Source organism: Nostoc sp. DedQUE05 (assembly GCF_034530955.1).
Classification (GTDB): domain Bacteria; phylum Cyanobacteriota; class Cyanobacteriia; order Cyanobacteriales; family Nostocaceae; genus Nostoc.
In genome coordinates this window covers 225,422-250,245 of record NZ_JAVRCB010000002.1, presented here as the reverse complement: position 1 = coordinate 250,245, position 24,824 = coordinate 225,422, and the positions used below count along the sequence as shown (strand labels likewise).

Here is a 24,824-nt window from a genome sequence, read left to right as displayed (position 1 = left end):
ATCAAGATGCAGAAATTCTTAGGTCTAACCGTTTGCTTATCTGCTGTTATCTCATTTGTGCCTACAGTAGCCTTTAGCCTTCCGCTTTTAGGACAGACATTAAACAATTTAGCTGAAAAAGCTAAGTTAGAGGTTTCTAAGACTACAGGAATCTCGGCTAACAGCCTCAGTGTAGTTAACCAAGTAACTCTAGCTGATACTGGAATCACGCGGTTTAAGCTAATAGATACCCAAGGCAATATCTATGGTGTATCCCTTGATCCTGCTGGCAATCAAATTAGTCAGGAAGTGTTAGAGCAGGCTATTCAAGCAATCAACAATAAGGGCTTCGTTGGCAAATTGGAAACCGAATTAGTTAATCGCATTGCTCAAGGCGGTAATACCCCTATCAAGGTCATTTTTCATCTAAAAGGAGAAACAGTTCAGCCTTATCAAGGATCGAACCGTACTGAGCATCAAAATCACTTAAATACTCTTAAATCTCACTATCAGCTAATTCAGCAACCTCTTGTAAACCAACTTAAGGAAAGTAACCAACGGGTCATTTATCAATCTCTTTATACACCAATTGTGGTGGCGGAAGTTACCCCTTTGTTAATCCAAACGATCGCTGCTCGTTCTGATGTAGAGCGAATCTATCTTTCGCGACGGACAATTAGAAGGTAAAACGATTGAATTTTAGTTTGCCAGAAGAGGCTGAACGTATCTCGTTGTAACTATTTCCTGCCCTGCCTCCCCTGCTTATCCAAACCGTATTGGGGGCGCACATATCTACGCCCCTACCAGATGTTGCTAATGTTACTTATCTACAGGAAAATTCACAACTATAGGTGGATGACCGTTTTCTGGGGTTGGTTGTGCTTTGGTTACTGGTTGTGGATGCAAAGGTGTTGGTGTCAATTCACCTTTACCAGTTTGATTCCATAAAATCATGGATAGTAGCCCATCCACTAAACCGTTATTGCTGCCGTTACTGCCAACTAAGACATCTGGTATCAAGCGGACATTGCGATCGCCGATAATCTGCATTAGTTGCATTGCTGTATAACCTTGTGAACCCAAGGCTTCCACACCCGCGCGGTAAGTTTCAGCTTTGGCGTTACCTGTGGCCCGAATACCTTCAGCCTCAGCAATTGACCGAAGTTTTGTCCCCTCGGCTTCACCAGTCGCCTGCTTAATTTGGGCTTGGGCTTTCAAGTCAGCAATATGTACACTCTGCTCCGACTTCACCATTTCTTGCTGAATATCAGCCAGTGCTGTTTCCCGGACAAGCTGCTGCCGTTGGGTTTGCGCCATCTGCTGAACTTCATAAGTCTTGCGTTCTTCTTCAGCAATTTTCCGGTCTGTCTGTGTCTGCATTAACGATGCTGGTGGCTGAATATCACCAATCAGGGTGTCGATCGCTTGCACGTCATAAGCCCGCAATGCTGTTTTAATATACTCAGCAGCCTCAGCTTGTCGTTCGCTGCGAGCGGTGAGAAAGTCTAGTACAGTATAGTCTTGGGCTGAGTTGCGGAAATAATTACCGATAGTTGGTTCTAATACATGGTCTACCAGATTTTGCATTGCACCAACGCGAGAAATTACCTTCGGAGCATCTAAAGCACCCACATGGATAATTTGCGCTACTTCCAAATCAAAAGCAAACCCATCTCGCGATCGCACTGTCAAGGAAGCCAGTTGAGCATCATAGCTGTGGCGTTCGGTGCGATCTGACCAATTTAAGACAATGTTGGTCGTTGGCACCAGTTCCATCTTCATGATCCGAGAATTAATCGGGTGCTTACCAGGATATAGCGGTTCGACCCACACGCCCTTATGTCCAGGATTCACCAAGTTACCGTGGGTGAAAGCTGCGCCGCTAACATCTTGATGTGCCTTACCCACAAAAGAAATTACCACACCCACATACCCAATGGGAATTTCCGTCATCGGCACTTGTTCAACCTGGACAAACCAAGGGTTTAAGTTCCAAGAACCAGAAAGCAAGGTTTGCTCTTGTAAGCCCCGCCGCCCACCGCCATTAATAAATTTCTGACCATTTTGGAAGTTGTCGTGTCCCTCAATTATGGGGCCTGCAAGTTCGCCGGCAGAAATTGGCACACCATCTAAGGTAGTAACGATGCCAACTTTGTCCGATGCCAGACTGTACACTCGCAACTGTTCTGGAGCCATGCCATGAGCGCTAGCATTTGCTGCCATGATGACTTTAAACAGAGCGGTATTGATCCGGTACGTACCTGCGGTGAGAAAACCCATTTGCCGCCCTTTTTCACCGCCTTCGGTGAGGAATTTTCGAGCATCTTGGAAGTTGTCGCAACTGACAATTTTACCCAAAATCCGCTCTGGTGGGTTGGGTTGACCATCTGCTGCCACAATCAAAGCGATTTCTCCTTGGGGGACGACAACCACTGGCTCTTTTTTTACAGAATACTGCCAAGGCCAATAACCCCAATGCCAACCAGGAGCTAAAGTATCTGCTTGCAAGCCAGCTTCGCCGTTGAGGGCAATTAAACTACCGGCTGGGAGTCCGCGCCCGGAAAGGGTAAATTTTCTAACTACAATACCTACTTCACGTTCGCCAATTACTACAAGTCCGCCAAAGAATAAGGGTACAAATATAACTAAACCGCCCACAAGTAGAATTGGAACCACTACAACAGGATTAATTCCAGCAGCTTGATATTGAGTCTTGCTAATTTGTAACTGAGCAATATTTGGTTTGGTCTGATTTAGCTGGACTGATGCAGTAGTTGTTTTTACAGGCGTGGCATTGGCAGAGTGAATACTTTCAGCGATCGTCAAAGACGTTGGCGAAGCCATCGCTAAGGTTGCTACGATCGATGCTGCAAAACGAGCTACCTTATTTTGTTTACGAGTACCAAGCAAAGATGAAAGGCTTTTCATAATCTGTGCCCATCTGGGCAACTAATTAGCTAAGTTAACACTTCACTAAGGCTTGCCTCGATTTCTTAAACTTGACGTAATTTTTTTAAAATTTAATAAACAAGGATTCAGAATTCAGAATTCAGGATTCAGAATACTCCATCCATTTACGGAGAAAGTTTTAGCACCCATACAGAATTAATACTGATTTCTGACTCCTGACTCCTGAGTTATTCATAAATAATTTGTAGGTTGGACATTACCCAACCTACAAAGTTGAAATAGAAAGTTAAATTAGACCGAACCGCCAGCCGCTTGAAACCGAGCGCGGGCGCGTTTGAAGGCTTGATTTGCCTGGATTTGGGCTTGGCGATCGTCTGCTGACACTTGACTTAGACGAGCTTCTGCTTGGTTGTAAGCAGTACGGGCTTCATCAAGGTTAATTTTGTCGCCACGTTCAGCGCCGTTAACCAGAATTGTCACTTCATTTTCTTCGACTTCGGCAAAGCCACCCAAAAGGGCGATCGCTTCCCAATTCTGATTTTTAGCGGCGCGAACTCGCATTACACCAGTATCCAGGGCGGTCAAAAGGGGTGCGTGTCCAGTGAGGATACCTAGTTGACCAGTGGTGCTAGGCAAAACTACTTCTTCAGCCGGGGCATCCCAGACTGTTTTATCTGGGGAAATTACACGAACGGTTAATGTCATTTGTCTTTTGTCCTTTGTCCTTTGTCTTTTGTCCTTTGTCTTTTGTCTTTTGTCCTCTCTTACAAAGTTCTGATGCCTACGGCGGGCTGCGCCAACGCCGGAAGCTGGCGCTCAGACTTTGCGCTTTGTCATTTGTAATTGCCATTAGTCATTAGCCTTGAACTAATGACTAATGACCAATGACCAATGACCCGTGACCAATGACCAATGACCAATGACTAATGACTAACCTTTGATTTTGTCAGCTTTGGCGATCGCTTCGTTAATATCGCCAACCAAGTAGAAAGCCTGTTCTGGCAGAGCATCTAACTCACCAGACAGAATTTTTTGGAACCCTTTGATGGTATCTTCCAACTTCACGTACTTACCAGGAGAACCGGTGAATACTTCTGCCACAAAGAACGGCTGAGACAAGAAACGCTCAACTTTCCGCGCCCGCGCTACGATCAGACGGTCTTCTTCAGACAATTCATCTAGACCGAGAATGGCGATAATGTCTTGGAGTTCTTTATAACGTTGCAGAGTTGATTGCACCGCCCGCGCCGTATTGTAGTGTTCGTCACCGACAATATTGGGCTGAAGCATGGTGGAAGTTGAGCCAAGGGGGTCAACTGCGGGGTAAATTCCCTTAGCAGCCAAACCGCGAGACAGTACTGTAGTTCCGTCCAAGTGGGCGAAGGTGGTAGCAGGTGCGGGGTCGGTGAGGTCATCCGCTGGTACGTACACTGCTTGAATGGAGGTAATGGAACCCTCGGTAGTCGAGGTAATCCGCTCTTGCAGTTCACCTACGTCGGTTCCCAATGTGGGCTGATATCCCACCGCTGAAGGCATCCGACCGAGTAACGCCGATACTTCCGAACCTGCTTGTACAAACCGGAAAATGTTGTCAATAAACAACAGCACATCCTGCTTGTTCACATCGCGGAAGTATTCTGCTACTGTCAATCCTGAAAGACCAACCCGCATTCTTGCTCCGGGTGGTTCGTTCATTTGACCGTAAACTAGAGCAATTTTTGATTCGTTGAGGTTGTCTTTGTTGATAACCCCAGATTCAATCATTTCGTTGTAAAGGTCATTGCCTTCGCGGGTACGTTCACCCACGCCAGCAAATACGGATACTCCACCATGCTGAGTAGCGATGTTGTTAATCAATTCCATCATGATTACGGTCTTACCAACACCAGCACCGCCGAATAGACCAATCTTACCGCCGCGTCGATAGGGAGTCAGAAGGTCAACAACTTTAATCCCAGTCTCGAACACGGAAGGTTTGGTTTCCAGGTCGGTGAATTTGGGAGCAGAGCGGTGGATGGGTAAACTTGCCTCAGCATTTACAGGGCCTTTGTTGTCCACAGGTTCGCCAAGGACGTTGAAAATTCGACCCAAAGTGGCTTTACCAACTGGCACGTTAATGGGAGCGCCTGTATCGGTGACTTCAAAACCGCGCACTAAGCCTTCGGTGGAACTCATCGCAACAGTCCGCACTTGGTTGTCGCCCAGCAGTTGCTGTACTTCAACGGTGATGTTGATTTCCTGTCCAGCTTCGTTGGTGCCAACGATTTTCAAAGCGTTGTAGATTTGTGGCAATTTCCCGCCGGGAAATTTAACGTCTACAACTGGGCCAATGATTTGGGTAATGTAGCCAATGTTTGTTTTTTCTGCGGTTGTGACCATGCTGCGCCTAATGAGTGAAGCTAGATTTCAGATAAGGTCGGAGAAGACATAAGAATAAGAAATGTCACCTTTCACTCTAGCATCGGACGGGGACATAACTTTCTTAGTAATTCCTTAAAAAGGAGTTTGGTGGTTGGGGTTGTAGTCCCGATCCTGACCAGATTGACAGAATACGCTCAAGTTTATCTTAATTTCATTTTTCAAATGCGATCGCCCTAATTTTCCTATACTGTATCAAAACATACTATTATTCTAACTTCCCTAAATATTTACACTTGCAGGCAAAAAGCAGATATTTTGATATCTAAACTTTGGTCTTAAAATAATGCATATTTGTATTACGTCATATATTTTGCGTGGTTACAGCCCATAAAATACATCACCAAGGCAGCATTTACTAAAAGTTAGTTAGTAATAGATATATAAAGCTATCCATAAACTACATTTCCAAAACTTCTGAATATCCATAAGATAAAGAAAGATAGATACAAAAACAGTTTTTAGCCAAGCCGCGATGCTTGAATTGGGCGTACCTGCGGCTTCATCCTCACACTTACACCGAGCAATAGCCTATGAACTTCTCGTCAGCACGACAATATTTTTACCAGGAGATTCAGCAGTCTGACGAGCAAATTGACCTAGCAAAGGCAGCTTTGTACATTGCACAAGAAGAATATCCCAAGTTAGACCCAGAGGAATATCTCAACGCCCTTGATACAATGGCATGGGAGCTTCAAGAACGCCTGCCTGATTCACGTTATCCTTTGCGAATAGTTCAAACTATTAATCAGTATCTCTACGATGATTTAAAATTTTCTGGTAATAAAATTAACTATTACGATCCCCGTAACAGCTTTATCAATGATGTAATCGATCGCCGATTAGGGATTCCCATTACCTTAGCGCTGGTTTACCTGGAAGTTGCTCGACGTATTGATTTTCCGATGGTCGGTATAGGTATGCCAGGACATTTCCTGATCCGCCCAGATATTCCTGATATAGAGATTTTTGTGGATGCTTTCGATGGTGGTGAAATAATATTTACCCAAGATTGCGAAGAACGCCTATCTCAACTTTATCAGCAACCTGTGACGCTACAACCAGAATTTTTGGCTGTAGTTAGTAATCGGCAATTTTTGGCCCGGATGTTGACAAATTTAAAATTTATTTACCTCAAACAGCAAGAGTTAGAAAAAACGCTGGCAGCAGTCGAACGAATTTTGTTGTTGTTTCCTGGTTTAACCTTAGAATTGCGCGATCGCGGTTTGATCTACTATCAACTCGGTTACTACCCCCAAGCCATAGACGACTTACAAAATTATTTAGCAAAAGTTCCCGATGCCGAGGATGCATCTGTGATTCGGCGGCTACTTACCGAATTGGGTAAAAACAAGTAGGGAATAAAGACTAGGAACTGGGAAAATTTTAGTAAGCCAATGACAAATGACAAATGACAAATGACAAATGACTAATTTTGTTCTTCTGCAACTCGTTTGAGGCGGCGGAGTTGGGCTTGCATATCTTCTTTTGTCCAAGATGCAGCAAAAGTGTTGAAGCCCCAACTAATTAAAGGGTTAGGGATATCGTACTCAAAGCGGTTGAGTAAAAGCGTTCCCTTTTCTGTTGGCTGACATTCCCAGCGATCGCGCCCTTGAAAAAACCCCTGAAATTCCCAGACTACCAAACCCGGTTGTCGTTCTACAACTACGCTATTCAAGGTGGGTTTCAGTAGAGGAATTTGAATAATAAAACGACTTTTACTGCCGACATTTGTACTCCAAGCTTCGCCCACAGGTTCGCAACGGAGAACGGGGTTGAGCCAGCGGTGCATGAGAGCTAAATCGCTAATACAGCGCTCCACCACTGTAGCTGTAGCATTAATTTGAATCGATTGTTCCAAAACTTGGGACATTCCACATCTTTAGTGCTGTTGCTGCAATTAGAGTAACGCAAAATTCAGCAAAGTGGGAGCAGGGAAGCAGAGGGGCAGGGGAGACAAGGGGACAAGGAGATAAACGAAACTCCTAACTCCTAACTCAGCACTCATTACTCATTACTCATTACTCATTACTCAACACTGTTTTGCCCAATGCCCGTATATTAAATCAAATATGAGTAAATATGTATGTTTTTACTGGTAAATTGATAGGCAAAACACTGACTCAGTGTTTGCGGCGAATACTTAAGCATAATTCCCGAAAACCATGAACACAACTTGGCAAGAAATAACCCAGGTGATGTCTACGACGGGCTACGCCTATGGAGTTGGTTTATCCACAAAGGTGCAGCAATTTTTGGCACAATCATCGCCCAGCCTGCAACCAATACAACCAGCAGTGAATCAAGGAATCGCTGATGTGCAAGGTATTGTTCAACAGTTGATTCTATTTACGCCTCGTCTTTTAGGGGCGGTAGCAATCTTACTCGTAGGTTGGCTGATTGCAGCGATCGCAGCAGCAGTGACGCGAGGAATCCTCAAGCGCACAAACATAGATAACCGCATTGCTGCTGGGATAACGGGTCGTCAAGATGTTCCCCAAGTGGAGAAATTAATCTCCAGTTTAGTTTTTTGGAGCATTATCCTGTTGACGGCGGTTGCTGTTTTACAGACATTGGATCTGGAGATAGCCTCTCGACCCCTGAATAATTTTCTCAATCAACTTATTGGCTTTTTGCCAAAGTTGGTTGGTGCAGGAATCATTTTGGTAGCAGCCTGGTTTTTGGCGACGATTGTGAAGATTATCACTGTGCGCTCATTACAGGCATTTAACCTGGATGAGCGTTTGAATCCAGAACCAGAAGACAGAGCACCCAGCCTCAATCAGCTGTCTCTAAGTGAGACGATTGGCAACGCTCTGTATTGGTTTATATTTTTACTGTTTCTCGCTCCAATTTTGGATACTCTCGGACTACAGCAGGCTCTACAACCAGTACAAGCTCTAATTACAGAAGTTCTGCTAATTCTGCCGAACATTTTAGCGGCGATCTTGATTGCTGTAGTTGGCTGGTTCATCGCTAATGTAGTACGGCGGATTGTGACGAACTTGCTGGCAACAACTGGTCTTGACCATTTAGGTAGTCGGTTGGGATTATCTACAAGTGCGGGGGTACAACCTCTATCGAGTATTATCGGCACAATTGTCTATGTTTTGATTCTGATTCCTGTGGCGATCGCAGCGCTGAATGCCTTGCGAATTGATGCGATATCTGTCCCGGCGATCGCTATGCTGCAACAGATTCTCAACGCCTTACCTGCCATCTTTACAGCCGCAGCAATTTTGATTGTTGCTTATTTCATTGGGCGGTTTATCGCGGACTTAGTTACAAGTATCCTCACCAATTTAGGGTTTAATAACATTTTCACTATTTTGGGTCTGACTACACCCGGTCGACGAATCGTCATTTCCACAGAATCAGCAACCCCACCGATTCCAACCCGCACTCCATCAGAAGTTGTAGGCATTGTTGCTTTAGTGGGGATCATGCTGTTTGCTACAGTGGCGGCGGTGAATATCTTGAATATTCCAGCCCTGACAGCATTAGTGTCTGGGATTGTGATTATATTCGGGCGGATTTTGGCCGGATTGGTAATCTTTGCCATTGGCTTATTCCTGGCAAATTTGGCTTTTAACATCATTACCAGTTCAGGCGATCGCCAAGCCCAGATTTTAGGACAAGTGGCACGGATTGCCATTATTGCCTTAGTTTCTGCAATGGCACTGCAACAGATTGGAGTTGCCAGTGATATTGTGAATTTAGCCTTTGGACTTTTACTAGGTGCGATCGCAGTTGCTATTGCCCTAGCCTTTGGTCTTGGAGGGCGCGATATTGCAAGAGAGCAAGTTCAAGAATGGTTAAACTCTTTCAAAGGTAGAAACTAAAAATTGATCGAGGCGCAATTTCATCTGTAAATCTGGAAAAGTGCAGCCGTAAGCATCAATAGTGCAGAAAATCTATCGGCAATTTTGCTTAAAAGGTTGAAAGTTACAGCTTAGAAACTCGGAGTTTGAGTAGAGAACTCGTAATCTCAAGTTCTAAAGCTCAAGTTCCGAGTTTGGAAGCTCAATTTAATCGTATTTTCCGAGTCACCTTTTTTAGCGACGTAAGTGACAAATTCCTTAGTATTAAGGAAAGCTGGGGATAAAGGAAGGACGCGTAGGCGCAGCCTGTTGTAGACATCGCAAGAAGGCGGGGTGTAGTCCATCGCAGTAACAATCAATTTTCTCAAAATTACCGAAAGCCTTGCTGATGTGGGTTATTGAAATGATGAGTGCCGTTTTGTTGGGAAATATTGAGTCAAGATTTGATTTGGCAGCTTTTGTGTTACAAAAACCACTTTTATGGGAAAACTTAAAACAAGACCTTGTGTTGAAGATATTGGCTGTAATTCGTCAGCCAAACGCTAAAAATTACAACAGCCTGTGCATGAGTTGAAAGAATAACTTGACATTTTAAATAAAAATTATTAACCAGTAACACTTATGGATTTACTTATCAACATTCTTAAACGTTTTTGGATAATTAATTGTTTCGGGATATTTGTTTTATCGGCTTGCACACCTGCATCATCCCAAGAAAAACTTTTAACATCCAAAGAAGGAAATTTTAGTATTTTAATGCCAGGGACTATTTTAGAAGAAGCTAGTTCTCCAACAAAAGGGATTAATAACCGAAATTGGGCAACTATTAAGAGTGAATCTATATATTCAGTGACCCATTCAACTCTTCCCAAAGAAATAGCCCCGCAGAGAATTCCAAAAGTTTTACAGCTTCTAGTTAAAACTGCTAATCAAACAAATTTTATTCAGGGTAAACAAATATCTCAGTCTTCCGTTAATCAAAGTGGATATAGCTGTCAAGACTTTACTTTAATGGGCAAACCCAGTACTTCCTTGCAAGAAGAAATTAAGAAAAAAGGATTGAATATAAATAATAAATTATTATATCAGAGAAGTCTGCTTTGTATGAAGAAAAATTATGCTGTTGAAGCTGTAATAATAACCCCATCATCTGAAGAACTAAAAACAAATGGTGCATCTTTTATTAAATCGCTAAACCTCAAACCATGAGGCTATTTTTTAGTAATTGGTATGACCATTACTGTTAGTATACTTGTAACTTTATAGCTGAGACTGCATGGCATCATCTGCTGTACATAATCGGACAGTGAAGTTTTTAAAAGTAACATACACAAACAATATAAAATGATTACTATATCTTTAAAATTTTTGGAAGCAAATTCGTCATGAATGCTGAGGTGCTTCTTAGTTTGAGAAAGAGAAACTGGAGCAAACACTCCACGGCATAAAACATGGATTTTATCAACGAAGCACAAAAGTTGGCAGATACGGTTAGAGATAAAGCTCAAGAAGCAGCCAACAATGTAGTAAACGGGATGAATGAGGTAGTTGATGGAATCAAGAACGCTACTAGCGAGATGACTACTTCAAGTGTCCATGCAGTCAATGATTTACAAAGTTTGTCAACTATCGCAACACAATCAAGTTTTCAAACTGTTCAAAATGTTAGTCAAACATTTCAACAAACTGCTGTTGGAGTTGCTGCATCTAGCATGGTTATGGCTGATGCTTTGCAAAATTTACCAAAGACAGCTGCCGAATTAGCCCAAGAGATGCCCAAGATTGCAAATCGGCTTAGATATCGTGCTGGTGTTCGGGTAGGAGACTTACCTCGCTCTGATGCAGATGTCATGAAGCTTTTTGAGAAAATTCCTGGCACATCAAAGCTTGGAGGTAAAGAATATACAATTCGTCAATTTCTTAGAGATAAGCATGGTAGCCACATTAATCCACGTTCCCAAGGTGGATCGAATGCTGCTGATAATATTCTTTGGGAAGTAGGTGTTGACAATCTCCGCCGAGGAGCCAAAGTCATGACTGTTGGCGAACAGTTTTATATTCGGGTTTATAATGCGGTAGATTCTATTGTCAGCAATTCTGGGACGATCGCCAAACTTGGGATTACTGCAACGGGAACAGCTATTCTCACTCAGGTTGTAGTCACGGCGATTTCTTACTCTTTGGATCTTTATCGGGGCGATATTACTGTTGAAGAGTATAAAAATCTAATTTTTGAAGCAGCAAAGGCAGCAGGTATTGCGACACCAATTGTTTTTTTAGTCTTGGTGGCTGTGTTAGCTTTATTTCCAGAATTTACAGTTATTTTGTCAGCACCAGTTGTTGTTGCAGGCTTCAATGCTTTATTTGGTATTAGTATTGCTACACCCATTATTCAATCGCTAGTTCGTCATATCGAAGCTGGAGGTTTTGGCATAGAAACTACATCGGCAGAGTAATAATAAATTTTGTCCCCTCACCAGGTGTTGATAAGCATTTGATTTGTCCGTTGTGTTTGTCAACAATAATTTGGTAGCTGATCGCTAATCCTAGCCCGGTTCCCTTGCCCACAGCCTTGGTTGTGAAAGATTGCTCAAAAATTCGAGATTGCACCTCAGTAAGCATACCGGGCCCGTTATCTTGGATGCAAATTGTGACGGTTTTTTGTTGGGGATCGACCGATGTGGTAATGGCGATCGTGTTCGGGCAAACAGCAATATCTCGATCGCAATTGTTTTGATGAACTTCATCAAATGCATCAATGGCATTAGCGATGATATTCATAAATACCTGGTTCAGTTGTCCGGGATAGCAACTAATTGGAGGTAACTCACCGTATTGTGTGACAACCTGGATTTTAGGGCGATCGCCATTGCCTTTGAGTCGATGTTTCAACAGCATTAAGGTGCTATCGATTCCTTCGTGAATCTGAAACTCCACCTGAGATGAAATATCTGCGCGAGTAAAAGTTCTCAAAGAAAGACTGATATCTTTCAGACGGGTAATTCCTTGGTGCATTGATGCCAGTAGTTTTGGCAGATCCTCTGTCAGATACTCCAAGTCGATTTCTTCGACAAGCTCTTGAATTTCCGAGTCTGGCTGCGTTAGCTTCTGCTGTTGCAGGCTTACTAAGCGAAGTAGATTATTTACATATTCCTCAATATAAGATAAATTTCCGCCAACAAAACCAACCGGATTATTAATCTCATGACCAATACCTGCAACCAACTGCCCTAATGTGGACATTTTCTCACTCTGGATCATTTGTAGTTGGGTTTGCCGTAATTGGTGTAGAGATTGAGTTAATTCTCTGGTGCGTTCTTGCACGCGTTCTTCTAGTGTGCGGGTGAGATGAGAAATCTTGAGGTGTAACTTTAAACGGGCAATAACTTCTTCGTGTTGGAAGGGTTTGGTAATGTAGTCAACTGCACCTATTTCCAATCCGGCCACCTTGTCTGTAGAATCAGATAGGGCAGTCATGAAAATTACTGGAATATTCTGGGTGATCGGATTGGTTTTCAGTCTGCGACAAGTTTCAAATCCATCAATACCTGCCATCATCACATCCAAAAGAATCAGATCGGGATGAGCATATTCTGTTTGTTCGATCGCTGACTCTCCATCTGTTGCCATCAGGGCTTTCCAGCCACACTTCTGAATCGCTTCAGATAGCACCTTGAGATTGTTTGGATTGTCATCCACTAACAAAATATGTATGGGTTTCGAGATCGGAACAGCGATCATGGATGTAACTCCGTTGTGACAAATGATTTGAGTAACTTACGGATTTTTCCGGTTTGGAAATTGGCAGTGAGTTTGCTTAACTCTGCTGCGAAGGGAGCTAGTTGAGTGTTTTCTTCAATTAGTTCTCTTAACATTCCCTCAATCGCCGAGATATCTCCCATCATTGCCAGATGATAGAGTTGTTGCAAAACATCTTGAGATGGTAGAACCCATTCACTACTAGTTATCTGCTCATCTTTGGGAGGCGAAGATTCAGCATATATCCACTCCACTCCTAATAGCGATCGCAGTCTATTGAGTAGTTCGTCAATCTGGAGAGGTTTGGGTAGGAATGCTGTTGCCCCTGCCTCTAAACTCCGCTGACGATTTGACTCAAAAACGCTAGCACTAGAGACGATAATCGGAATAGAACAGGTTTGTGGATTCGCTTGCAGGTGAACCATTAGCTCAAAACCATCCATATTAGGCATCGCTAAATCGAGTAGAATCACATCTGGATTGTGTTCAATTGCTACTTGTAGCCCATGTTTGCCATCGGTTGCTTCCAAGGTTCGACAGCCAATTTCTTGCAGCAAATTGGTCAACATAGAACAGTGGTTGCGATCGTCATCGACAATCAGAATTTGAGGCGCACTACCCTGAATCCCGGTAATTTTCTGGGGAGTTGGCGTGTAATCCGTTGTAGACATCGCTCCTCCAAGCCAGTCATGAGCGAGTGGTACTGATACTGTCAAATCCAGCCAAAACAGACTTCCTTCACCCAGGTGACTCTGCACCTGAATTTGGCTTTCCATCAATGCCGCAATTCTTTGGCTAATCGCCAATCCCAAGCCAGTACCTTCAGATCGTTGCCCTGCTTCACCCACTTGCTCAAAGGGCAAAAAGATTTTCTCTAGTTGGTCTGGTGACATCCCAATGCCTGTATCTTCAATCTGAAAACGAATTTTCTGATGTGTCATTTGTCCATTGTCATTTGTCATTTGTTTAGACTCGTGACCAATGACCAATACTTCTCTATGAGAGGCTGCGCCAACGGCTTCGCTCAGTACAAGTGACGAATCACTAATGGCTTCCACTGTGAAGGTTACGCTACCGCTATCTGTAAATTTGATCGCGTTGCCCAGTAAGTTAATTAACACTTGTCGCAGTCGTTTTTCATCAGTTTCAATGGCAAGTGGTAGGCGATCGCTAATTAAGATATTAAATCCAATTCCTTTCTGTTCAGCCCGGATACCACAAATCTCAGTCACACCATGTAAGAAACTGGGCAAATGCACGCTAGTGACAACCAAATCCAATTTCCTTGCTTCTATCTTCGAGAGATCGAGAATGTCATTAATCAGCATCAAAAGATGCGAGCCGCATTGGTAGATAATGCTGACTCCTTCTAGGTTTTTAGCTGTCATATTTGGCGATCCTTCTAGTACCTGGGCAAAACCAAGGATGCCATTGAGAGGTGTGCGTAGTTCGTGGCTCATGTTGGCGAGAAACTCACTCTTGGCCTGATTGGCAGCATCGGCAGTTTGCTTTGCCTCCACTAATTCATGAGTGCGTTCTTCGACTTTTGTCTCTAGGGTTTTGGAATAATCCAATAGTTGACTGTTGGCAATTTCTAGTTGGCGATTGGTTTCTTCTAACTTCCGCTGTTTGTAGGCATTAGTTGTTGCAATCACACTACCAATAAACGCGGTTAAGGTGGGTGTTACCGGAATTAAAACACCATACAAAAACATCCCATAGCCACCCCATATATAGGCTCCACTGATGCCTACAGTTGCCCAAAGAATTTTGCCGCCAGGAATCCGCAGCTTGCTACTGGATAACAACCAACTGCCTGTAGAACCAATGACAGACGACAAAACAATCCAGAGTGATAAATAAATGCCAGAAACACCGTGCAGACTGGCATTTCCTGTTTTTGCTCCTCGTACTAGTTGATGAGCAATATTGGCATGAACAACCACACCTGGAGTCGGTTTTTGAGCAGATACCCAAGAAGAGAAGGGTGTGCTGAAGAAATCATTGGTACTGGAGGCAATCGATCCAATAAATACCATGCGATCGCGCATCAAATCTGCCGGAATTTTCCCTGCTAACACATCGCGCATCGCAACTGTCCGAAATGCGGCTTCTGTTCCATGCCAATTCAACAGAATTTGATAGCCTCCTAAATCGGCATCGGTATAACCTGCTTCTTGATTTTGCAGTGGTAAGTAAATTTCTTTACCCAACTGAAACTTTTGTTGTTGGGGGTCAATGCTTTCTAAGCTAATTTTCTCAGCTTCGAGGTACTTTAGGGCTACAAGGGTTGCTAGTCCGGCTTTAATGGTGTTTTTCTCTTTGGCATCTTCAGCTGTCAAGAGGGCGCGACGTACAAAGCGATCGCCATCCAAGACTAAATCTGCTAATCCTACCCGATCCTGTTTTTTCAATTCCGGTGGGGGATTGACGCGTTCGCCAGTAATTTTCTCAACTCCGATTAAATTGGGAGTGTTGCGAAAGACTTGAACAAGTTGCTTGTGTCCACTTCCTTCCGGTAAATCTCGATAGAGATCCAAGCCAATGGCTCTCGGCTGCTGCGCCCGGATTTTTTCTAGTAATCGTGCCAGCGCCCAGTCTGGAACTGGCCATTTACGCACCGATTGAATATCGCGCTCATCGATTGTAACAATCACAATCTCATCTGCGTAGGCGTAGCCCGCCATAGGCATCGCCTGTGAAGATCGCTGGCGAACCCATTCGTCGCGAATTTTCCATTCCGGTAAATTGAAAAGTCCCAAAGATTGCCCAACCATAACAGTTAAGGCAACGCTAGGAGTAATAATCAAAACGCTGCGAGTGCGTTGGATCAAAGCCTGGAATCTGCGCCACATATTTGTGTCATGCAATGGGGATTGGGAAAGGTAGGGTTCCCTCTGGGGATTAAGAAGTAATGGGGACTGTGTGGAAGTAAGAAGAGGGAAACAAAGGGGATAAGGGGGAATTATTGAACAAGTTTCTTCTTTGTCTCCCCCTCTCCTTTGTCTAGCTTGTCTCTTCCCATACCCAATGCCCAAATTGGTATTAGTTAGTAGATGCTAATAAGTTCGCTGTTACAATCTCTTTCAAACTAACTGAGGATAAAAGTTCTTCCCATTGTTTGCGGAGAGTTGCATTGTTAGGTTGAGTAGTGTATACCGATGCCAGTGTTGCCACACAGTCATACCAAACACCGTTTTTACCCAAAATAGTAGCCCGCTTCAAAGCATCTTGCTCTTGGATTGCTGTTGCCAACTCTGCACTGGGCTGGATACGCTGAATCCAACCATCGACGTAAGGCGTACTTGGGCTGAGTTGACCATCTACTTTCAGTGCTAGGAACCATTGATAGTTTTTACCAACGGCTAAAGCGGGTGCATTAGCTGGTAATTCGATCGCGATTACTCCGGTTTTTCCTGCAACTGAAATGTTCATCTGATGTTGCATATTGCCAGCTTCATCTTTGAGGCTGAACACTGCTTCTTCGGCATTGGAAGCTGGGAGATACACCAAGATTGTGGGACGTTCAGATACTGTTGTGCCATAGAAATTTTGGGGCAAGAGGGCGATTAGCGCTGCTGGTTGCGTTGTACTTGTAGTCGATGGATTCAAGTAGTAAGTACCAACACGAGAAGCTCCCGCACTTGCTTGTTGGGGAGCGCCTTTGCCAGGAGCAGGTGTAAAGAGCTTGCCGCGAGAAGCTCCTCCAGTTGCTTGTCTGGGCGCACCTTTGCCAGGAGCAGGTGTAAAGAGGTTGCCACGAGAAGCTCCTCCAGTTGCTTGTCTGGGCGCACCTTTGCCGACAGCAGGGGTAAACATACTACCGCGAGAAGCTCCCCCAGTTGATTGTCTAGGAGAGCTACTGTTGGGGGGTGGGGTAAATGTAACAGCATGGGCAGTAGTCCATGTACTGCTAGCGATCAGAGCGATGACGCTCAATGTACTAGCTAAATATCGACGTTTCACGATCTTTTTCCTTATGTTGTTGAAATATGATACAAACAAAATACGTTTCTTTCGACTATGTTCAGAAGTTCAGATAATCAGTCTAAGTAAGAGTAAAATCAAGGAACTTCTACTAGCAGTATAGGCGATATGGAAAGCAACTGTTGTAAAAAATAGTCTAATTTATTTACAATAAACTGCGTTTTATTACTTAGCTAAATCCAGTTGCCGATCAAAACAAAGCCAGACCAAAAGAACGGTTCGTGGAAATCAGTTTGGCGAATTAGGCTAATTTGTGCTTGTCTTAGTGCTTCGGCTTTAGTGATTTTGGGTTGTCGGAGTTGGTCATAGAAGCGAGTCATGAGCATCGCGGCTGCCCGATCTTTGACGGGCCATAGGGTGGCGATAGTTGAGCGAGCGCCGGATTTGACAGTCAACCCCGCCAGTCCCAGGACGGCGCGATCGTCGCCTGTGGCAGTATCGCAGGCACTTAGTACCAGCAACTCGATGGCTTTTGATGGATCGCTACCCCGATTTTTCAGGAGTTCAGATAATTCTTTAACATTGACTTGTCCATCCCAAGTGAGCAAGAAGGTGTCTTCGAGGCGGGAACTAAACTGTCCGTGGGTTGCTAGGTGGACAATACCTGCACTACTAGATTTCACACGTTCAGCAAGGGCTTGACTGGTGAATTCCTGATTCAGTAACACCCTAGAAGATACCGCCTTGGAGATTTGTTTCACTTCTGATTCCACGGCGGGCAAAGCACTAAAGCCAGCGCGAGATTGGCTAATGCCACCAACGATCGCACTGATGTGGTTTTGATGAAGCGATCGCGTCGCCATTAGTTGCAATCCTGGTGAGAGTGCCACAGCATACTTCTCGATCAGATATTGCTTACCGTCAAAAAGAGCTGCTATGGGAATGTTCCGCAATCGACCATCCAAAACAAACACCAATGTCTTGGTATCAATAAATGCTTGCTCTGCTGACTCTGGACGAATCAACCAACCATAAATTTGTTGAGATAATCGATCTCGGTTTTTAGAATCCGAAACAGGGTTAAGAGCAACCAAAAAATTGTCTAGAGTCTGCTCAATTTCAGCTTGAGATTTGTGAGTGACATAGGAACGCAGTGGTTGCCCTGCTTTGGAGAGAATTACTGTTAAACGATCTGGCAGGATAATCGGATAAATGACCGTTGCAGTCGGATCGACTCGATCGATCTGTTGAGTTCTATCTAAACAAGCTTCCCGAAAAAAGTTATCGAGTTCCGCAATTTGGAGTGCCTCAATCAATTCACGAGCTTGTATTAGTTCTGCTTGACTAGGTTGATTCTCTAGAAGTAAATCAACCAGTTCTCGGTAGACAGGCTCTACACTGGTGCGAAAAGAGAACTGGACATCAGGGTTGATAGCCACCAAATCTCCCCGCAGTGCCTTTAAAGCGTTGACTGCTTCTGTATAGGCGGTAATCGCTTTTGAGCGATCGCCTTGTTGTTTATACAACTGTCCCACCTGCCAAGCAGATTGAGCAATGATATCGTTAGCTTGGAGTTGGCGGGCAATGTTAAGGGATTTCTGAGTTAACTCCTGTGCTTGGGATAACTGCTGTGTACGCTGATAGAGTTTTCCCCACTGATTGAGTGCATGAGCTTCGGCTTGAGTATCCTGGATTTGCTGTGCAGACTGGACTGTGACTGCCATCAGTTGTGCCAAATCTTTCAGAGGTAGAATTTGCTCAGAATTTGACTGGTGGTTGAGAGTGGCAACAAAATTGATCGCTGCGTAGAGTGAGGTGTGACTGGGGGACAGTTCCCGGAGTTGTTGGAGTAGTTGAGGTGCGAGTGGGTTAACAAACTCCAGTTTGTCGTAATTGAGGAAAAGTTTGAACTGAGCTAAACGGGCTTGTAATCGATCGCTTGGGTTAGTTGTTAAGAGTTGAGCCTGTTCAAAGTAATCTAATGCGGCTTCTGGATCTTGCAAGTCAACGGCAGTTTGGCCCAGGGCGATCAGAATAGAACTTAACTGAGGTTGGGCTGAAATTTGGCGAGCGATCGCTAAACTTTGTTCTAAAATCTGTTGACTTTTACTATCGCCAATTATTTGCAGAGCTAAACCAAGCGATCGCAGTCCACTGACTTTGACTTCATTATCCGGCATCCTTTGGAGTTTTTGAGTCAGTGCCTCTAACTGCTGTTTAGAACGGCGGTAAAATCCTAAAGTTTGTAAAGCTTGTGCCTGGTTGATTTGACTACCTAAGCTTCCCATTGTGTCGCCTGCTTGCTCGTAAAATTTTTGAGCTTGTTGCCAACTTTCGAGAGCGGTTTCAGCTTTGCCAGTGTGCAATTGCAAATTTGCTTGCGTATTAAGTGCTTGTGCCCAGAGAATTGCATCAGCAGAGGGAATGGAGGTTTGCAACAGTTTCAGACTTTGCTCAATAGACTGTTGAGCTACTTGCCATTGATTAAGTTCCTGTTGTGCTAGTGAGAGGTAACTTAAACTTAGAGCTTCATTCAAGCGATCGCCTTGGGTATGATACTGTTGTGCTGCTGTTTGCCAAATCGTCACTGCTTCAGCAAAGCGTCCTGAATGGTATAGTTTTCGTCCCTGTTCTAGCCAATTGCTAGGCTGGGAAGTTGATACTGACACATTCAGGGTAGAAGTTGTTGGTATTTGCAGAGATGCTCTAGCAGGTGTAATGGTTATTGCCAAACACAAGCTCAAAATACCCAGACTAATATATAGCCAACGACGTTGTTTAATTTGGAAAATCATCAGTAATTCCCGGCATAAAGGTTTAATAATTTGTATAATATATTACTATGCTTTTGATGAGCTTGGTTAGAGAATTCCTGGGCAATTTAACTTTTTGGAACGGCTGCACAAGTTAACTGCGGCTGTATATTTGCAGTAGATTGGGTAGCAATTAATTCAATTTTACCGTCAGCGTTGCGCTGCCAAGTTGTAGCTTCAACGAGAACCTTTGAGGATGCTGGAATCTGGGCATTTAGCTCACCCGTTTTGCGGTAAGCAGATAAATCTCGTATATCATCCCAAGTTCGTAGGCGTAGCCCATCGTAGACATCACTCGTTACCTGATTAGGATTTTGCGGCACACCACCTCGTCCTGTTGCCACAAAGCGGCTGCCTTCACTGCCCGCGCAGCCTGTAGCAATTTGCTGGGATGGATCGGTGACATTTGCAGGCAGTTCGACTAAACCAGAATTTGGATCGATACCAATAGTATTAACTTGAACCGTGCCACTTACCCCAAATTGGGAACTGGCGGTGATGTCACTGTCAGGAGTGAGTTGGTTGCCAAAGTTCAGCCCAAAGATGCCTTGAGTAGTGATTTGGATATTACCACCTCTGCCTTGCACTGCATTGGCAATAATGTCGCTGTTTTTTAAGCCGACGATGATGGGTGCATTGATGTTTATATTACCTCCATTCCCCAATCCGCCAGCTGTTGAGGTTATCTGGCTATTGTCTTGCAGAAGTAACAGGTTTGTGGTGGATAATTTAATATTGCCACCATTACCGGATTCCGTCTGTGCTTGAATAAACCCTTGATTCTTTAATTGGATGCTGACTGCATTGATGTTAATATTGCCACTATTTCCACTGCCTTGACTGGTGACACTGACTGTCCCGCCATTCGTCAGCGTTAAGTTCGGTGTGGTAATGCTCACAGTGCCGGCATTTGCTGTTAATATATCTGGCAGACCAAATCGTTTCCGCAATAATGAATTGGGTCGGATGGTGGAGGCGTTAATGCTACTATTAGTTGCCCGACCTTGACCACTGATGACGATCGCTTCAGCAGCATTAATGCTCAAATCTCCCCCATTACCTGCAAAAAATGCGGTAGTGGCAACTGCTCCGCCATCCAAAATTTGCAATTTCGCAGTATCCAGGGTCAAGGTTTTGGCACTTCCAGTTGCAAATGTAGTTGAGCTAATGTTGCTGTAAAGTCCAGAGGGACTTTCTCCCATCACCGTGGTATTGTTGTTGCGAATCGTCACTTTACCGCTAGAACCACTGCCAAAGGTAGCCGAAGATAGTGAGGCACCGCTTGAAACTAGTAGACTATTACTATTGACGAAAACATCACCAGCATTTCCAGTGCTTAGTGTAGTAGTGTTGAGTGTGGTGACGTCAGCAGGATTATTGGGTGAAAAGCCAGACAGTTCAATGGCGGTTGCATCAATGTAAATATTGCCACTCGGAGCTGTTCCATAAGTTGTGCTATTCAACCCCGCTCCCGACTTGATAGTGAGGTTGGGAGTAATAACGCTGATATTCCCACTAGCTCCGCTACCCAAAGCATCACTACGCACTCCGCTCCGAGTACCATCAGCTGTTTTGGCAATCAGATTAATGGACTCTGTAGCCTGAAGGCGAATATCACCACCGGGGAGATTGCCAAAATTTTGCGCCAGTACCAGAGAGCCATCGGTGAATTGAATTTGCCTACCCTGAATTTGAACGGAACCTGCATTCACACCGCTAATATCTAATAGCGATCGCTGTGCCAATTGAATATCGCCAAAGCTTTGTACATCCCCATATCCCAGTGTATAACCCTGTGCTGTTGGTATCAGGTTTACCAATGCTGTACCGTTTACACTACCCAATTCAACTCGCCCTCTTTCAGCGATCAGGTTTGCCCCATTTAGATTTATGTCGCCACCCACTAAGGCTAGAGTGTTTCCTGGCTGTACCCGCAGTTTTGTAGAACTGGGAGTCTGAATCGGGGGAAGCAGAGCCAGTCCACTGACATTCCTCAAAGTATGTCCTGTACCTTGAATGTTGATGGGTGCGGGATTGTTACCCAGTTGCAACCCAATGGGAACATTGATACTCAACAACGGGGTAGCTTGGGAATTAATTGCGCTAAACTCAGCACCATCGGCAAATTTAATACTGCTGGCAGTTGTACCAATAAACGAACCCCCAATGTTTAGTTGGGCATTGGCTCCAAAGATGATTCCACTAGGGTTGATCAAGAAGAGACTAACGGGGTTGTTGCCGTTAATCGTCTGAATCAAGCCATCAATGCTAGAGATATTACCGCCAGTAACACGGCTGAAGATGGTAGAAATGTTGGGCGTGTTCGTTAAATCAAAAGTAGCCGAACCGCCAGTGGGAACCGAAAACTGCTGGAAACTGTGAAATAAGTTACTGTTGGCGGCACTACCATTAGTAATGGTGAAGTTATTACCGCTTTGGGAGACAGTAGTATTCAAGCTGCCATCAGGAGTTACCTGGGCGTTGGCAAAGCTGCACCAAAGTGGTATTACCATCAACGGCACTATTCTACTGCACAGACCCAAGGGAATGGAGGTCGTTGTCATTGCCAAGCCTTTATTTATACCTTGTATTTTAGGTTGCCCAAAATGGTATGATTTTGAACCCTTAACAAGGCGATCGCTTTCCTCAAAACGCTGAATAACTCACTGAAAAATACAGTCCATTTTCCTGAAGCGATCGCTTTTCACCGTCTACCGATATCAGGGGAATGTCCCAATCTGCCAAAACTCAATTGCGATCGCGCCGCAAATACATAGTGGTTGCTTTGCTGAGTATATTCTTGAAAAAAGCGCAAAGCCAGATATCAAGAAGGGTATTCTGCGCGAAAAAATGGATAAATTACTGCTTAAAGACAGCCACAAAACTTTAAATTTGGTGGTTTACAAAACACTTGCAGACTTGCTATTGCTACAAGTAAGCAAGCCAGTAAGAACATCTTGATGCTGAATTCTACCTTTTATTCAATTAATTTGATATTTTTAATTATGCAAGTGTATCAAAATGATTGCACGATATCCAAAGCAAAAGTCAGAGCGAAGATTTCCTCGGCTCTGAACTTTGTAAGAGAGTATTCTTATTTAAATTCCCTAACTTTACTTATAGGGATTCACTGTTAGCTGATAACTGTTAAGCAGCATATTTCACTGACAAATTAAAATGTACTTATTCTGTTTCACTTTTTTGCAGTTTAATTCATGAGCTTTCAGAGGCTTTTTCATCTTTAGGATAAAGAGAGCGAATTAACTCCCGAATTACATCAGTTGCTGGTCTGCCTGTCGTTGAACAGTATTGTTCAAGCTTCTGTGCCTCGCCTGATGTGAGATTGATTGTAAGTCGTTTAACAGCCCATTTTTTATTCATGTACTAGATAAGGTATGTTTTTGAAACTACTTCTCTAATATCAATCATCTAAACTGCTCTTACAATGGTATAAGTAATGACATTTAGTTCAAGTAATCATGAAGTTAAATAGGATATTTTTCCCAGCAATAGCGAAAATATGAAGTATATTCTAGATTATAAAGTTAAGCTACTTTCTAGGCAGTAATTATAAATAGGATGTAAAAATAATATTAAATATATGAATACAAAATAAGTATTCTCACAGAACGTTTAAACGCAGAGGGACACAGAGTATAGCGCAAAGGAGCGCAAAGTAAGTTTTGAGTCTATTCGCTACGAACTCAGGGTTAGCTGTGCTTAGTTGGTTTTAATTGTTAACATTGATTCTGACGCCTTGGCGGAGCGTCTCCGGCTTTGCTCCTAAATTATGACTTCTGAATTCTTCTTCAATAAGTCATGTGTTGATAATGTATCGGCAGCAGATTTAATTACATCAAATGGCATTCCCGACTTTTCTGCAATATCTAATAGAGTATGCTGACCGTCAGATAAATTTAAAACCCACAGGATTGCCATTTCATTTAGTCCGCTATCTTTGTTACCACCAACTGCTCGATATATTCCTCTTTTACCTAACTGTGGCTCACATTTAGGATTTTTGTTGTAGTAGATTTCGTTATTGTTGAGGATATGCAACATTGAATGACATTGAAAGAATGACTCGGCTAGATATTGGGGTTGAACGAAATTTAAATCGTCTGCTGAGGTATGGTATTCAGGAAAACTACCATGAGGCGATCGCATGAAGCAACCTACAGCTAAATTAAATCCTGGCGAGCAATATTGTCGCTCATCATAGCCATAGGGGAAGAAATCTATAATTTTGTGATCTTGTTTTGAGTTTTTGAGTACATAAGCAGCAACTTTATCGATTTCAGTGTCACCTCTACGGCTTTTTTTGTAGGTAAAGTTGCCTGCATCTCCTAAACAAGTTAATACCAAGCCATGTTTAATGTTATTGACTTGAGCTTCATTAAGAGCCAACCATGTAATTGAGCCAATGGTTCCGGGAATCCAGAGAAATCTGTAGGAATATCTTGATGTCGTTTGACTTAAATATCTAGCCAGAAAAGTAGCGATCGCAATTCCCGAAAGATTATCATTACACAGTGAAGGATGACAGGCATGGCAAGAAATCAAGACTTCATCAGTACTGTCTCCAGGAATATAATACTCACCATAAGTCAAATAACCTGGTTGCAGAGAAGAATCAATACATACTTCATATTCTTCATCTTTTAGTTGCAAATACTGATTGTGAGTCAGGCAAAAACCCCAACTTTCCTTGTAATATGAAGTTCGGTAAGGAATCCAATTAGGATAATCGGCAAGTGTAAATAAATGCGATTTAAGTTCTTGAAGAGATATTTTTTGATGTATAGGAATACTATAGTTAACAACGTGCAAATTTGAATTAGTAAAATCTACAATCTTTTCACCTTGAGAGTTTTTAATATAGGCATCTTTAATATTCCACTCATTAGGAACTGTCCAATCAAATACCTCTGTTCCTGTTGGCACTTCATGAACTGACAAAGGAATATACTGCTGGAGACTTTTTAAAGTTTCTCTAAAACCATTACCTGTAATACTACGGCAAATGGGATATAAATCAGAAATTAGTTGGTAAATTTCTAGACTGATATCCTTTAAGTTCAAAGAATTTTTTAGATCGACTAAATTAATATTCTGAATATTTGCAACCATAAATAGAATCCTTGTGAACTTGTGTATCTAATCTTTTATCCTGAAATCAAGGGGTATCTTTACGTCT

The 24,824-nt window shown here is 43.3% G+C and carries 17 protein-coding genes; 6 read left to right on the top strand and 11 right to left on the bottom strand.

The genetic code is table 11. The features are described from left to right. Positions 1–6: 6 nt before the first annotated feature. Positions 7–666: a hypothetical protein gene (locus RMZ42_RS03180; RefSeq protein WP_322670033.1), complete on the top strand. Its 660-nt coding sequence runs from the start codon at positions 7–9 to the stop codon at positions 664–666. A 132-nt stretch (positions 667–798) separates the two neighbouring features. Here the strand turns inward: RMZ42_RS03180 and RMZ42_RS03175 are convergent, their stop codons facing one another. The 3 genes from RMZ42_RS03175 to atpD all read right to left on the bottom strand — a co-directional run bounded on the left by RMZ42_RS03175 (position 799) and on the right by atpD (position 5,268). Further along, positions 799–2,907 carry a flotillin family protein gene (locus RMZ42_RS03175; protein ID WP_322670032.1) on the bottom strand — a complete coding sequence of 703 codons (2,109 nt, stop codon included), beginning with the start codon at positions 2,905–2,907 and terminating at the stop codon, positions 799–801. 273 nt (positions 2,908–3,180) lie between these two features. Further along, positions 3,181–3,594 carry an ATP synthase F1 subunit epsilon gene (gene atpC, locus RMZ42_RS03170; protein ID WP_322670031.1) on the bottom strand — a complete coding sequence of 138 codons (414 nt, stop codon included), beginning with the start codon at positions 3,592–3,594 and terminating at the stop codon, positions 3,181–3,183. Positions 3,595–3,819: 225 nt separating this feature from the next. Further along, positions 3,820–5,268, bottom strand: a complete 1,449-nt coding sequence (atpD, locus tag RMZ42_RS03165) for a F0F1 ATP synthase subunit beta (RefSeq protein ID WP_322670030.1) — start codon at positions 5,266–5,268, stop codon at positions 3,820–3,822. Between the two features lie 572 nt (positions 5,269–5,840). Between atpD and RMZ42_RS03160 the strand changes: the two genes are divergently transcribed. After that, positions 5,841–6,665 (top strand): SirB1 family protein, encoded by an 825-nt coding sequence (locus RMZ42_RS03160; RefSeq protein ID WP_322670029.1) that lies wholly within the window; start codon positions 5,841–5,843, stop codon positions 6,663–6,665. 71 nt (positions 6,666–6,736) lie between these two features. Here RMZ42_RS03160 and RMZ42_RS03155 read toward each other — a convergent pair whose 3' ends face one another. Continuing rightward, positions 6,737–7,180 (bottom strand): SRPBCC family protein, encoded by a 444-nt coding sequence (locus RMZ42_RS03155; RefSeq protein ID WP_322670028.1) that lies wholly within the window; start codon positions 7,178–7,180, stop codon positions 6,737–6,739. Between the two features lie 292 nt (positions 7,181–7,472). Here RMZ42_RS03155 and RMZ42_RS03150 point away from each other — a divergent pair, with 292 nt between their 5' ends. The 4 genes from RMZ42_RS03150 (at position 7,473) to RMZ42_RS03135 (ending at position 11,584) form a co-directional block, all read left to right on the top strand. Beyond that, complete coding sequence (locus RMZ42_RS03150) at positions 7,473–9,149, top strand: mechanosensitive ion channel (protein WP_322670027.1); 1,677 nt, start codon at positions 7,473–7,475, stop codon at positions 9,147–9,149. A gap of 367 nt (positions 9,150–9,516) precedes the next feature. After that, positions 9,517–9,702 (top strand): hypothetical protein, encoded by a 186-nt coding sequence (locus tag RMZ42_RS03145; RefSeq protein ID WP_322670026.1) that lies wholly within the window; start codon positions 9,517–9,519, stop codon positions 9,700–9,702. Positions 9,703–9,749: 47 nt separating this feature from the next. Further along, positions 9,750–10,337 (top strand): hypothetical protein, encoded by a 588-nt coding sequence (locus tag RMZ42_RS03140; RefSeq protein WP_322670025.1) that lies wholly within the window; start codon positions 9,750–9,752, stop codon positions 10,335–10,337. 242 nt (positions 10,338–10,579) lie between these two features. Further along, positions 10,580–11,584 (top strand): HNH endonuclease, encoded by a 1,005-nt coding sequence (locus RMZ42_RS03135; RefSeq protein ID WP_322670024.1) that lies wholly within the window; start codon positions 10,580–10,582, stop codon positions 11,582–11,584. On the opposite strand, the gene RMZ42_RS03130 is transcribed toward RMZ42_RS03135, so the two are convergent. The 7 genes from RMZ42_RS03130 to RMZ42_RS03100 all read right to left on the bottom strand — a co-directional run bounded on the left by RMZ42_RS03130 (position 11,568) and on the right by RMZ42_RS03100 (position 24,757). Beyond that, entirely contained in the window at positions 11,568–12,869 is a 1,302-nt protein-coding gene (locus RMZ42_RS03130; protein ID WP_322670023.1) for a response regulator, read from the bottom strand. The two genes, RMZ42_RS03135 and RMZ42_RS03130, sit on opposite strands and share 17 nt — an antisense overlap. Beyond that, the gene (locus RMZ42_RS03125) at positions 12,866–15,742 is read right to left on the bottom strand and encodes a CHASE2 domain-containing protein (RefSeq protein WP_322670022.1); all 2,877 of its coding nucleotides are present in this window, start codon (positions 15,740–15,742) and stop codon (positions 12,866–12,868) included. The genes RMZ42_RS03130 and RMZ42_RS03125 overlap by 4 nt, the downstream gene beginning before the upstream one ends. A 190-nt stretch (positions 15,743–15,932) precedes the next feature. Beyond that, complete coding sequence (locus tag RMZ42_RS03120; RefSeq protein WP_322670021.1) at positions 15,933–16,853, bottom strand: DUF928 domain-containing protein; 921 nt, start codon at positions 16,851–16,853, stop codon at positions 15,933–15,935. 194 nt (positions 16,854–17,047) lie between these two features. Further along, positions 17,048–19,609, bottom strand: coding sequence for a CHAT domain-containing protein (locus RMZ42_RS03115; protein ID WP_322670020.1), 2,562 nt, complete (start codon positions 19,607–19,609; stop codon positions 17,048–17,050). Positions 19,610–19,695: 86 nt separating this feature from the next. Then, on the bottom strand, positions 19,696–22,191 hold the full coding sequence (locus RMZ42_RS03110) for an S-layer family protein (protein ID WP_322670019.1): 2,496 nt from the start codon (positions 22,189–22,191) through the stop codon (positions 19,696–19,698). Between the two features lie 649 nt (positions 22,192–22,840). Continuing rightward, positions 22,841–23,008, bottom strand: a complete 168-nt coding sequence (locus RMZ42_RS03105; protein ID WP_322662451.1) for a CopG family transcriptional regulator — start codon at positions 23,006–23,008, stop codon at positions 22,841–22,843. Between the two features lie 402 nt (positions 23,009–23,410). Beyond that, the gene (locus RMZ42_RS03100; protein ID WP_322670018.1) at positions 23,411–24,757 is read right to left on the bottom strand and encodes a DUF4910 domain-containing protein; all 1,347 of its coding nucleotides are present in this window, start codon (positions 24,755–24,757) and stop codon (positions 23,411–23,413) included. Positions 24,758–24,824: the final 67 nt, after the last annotated feature.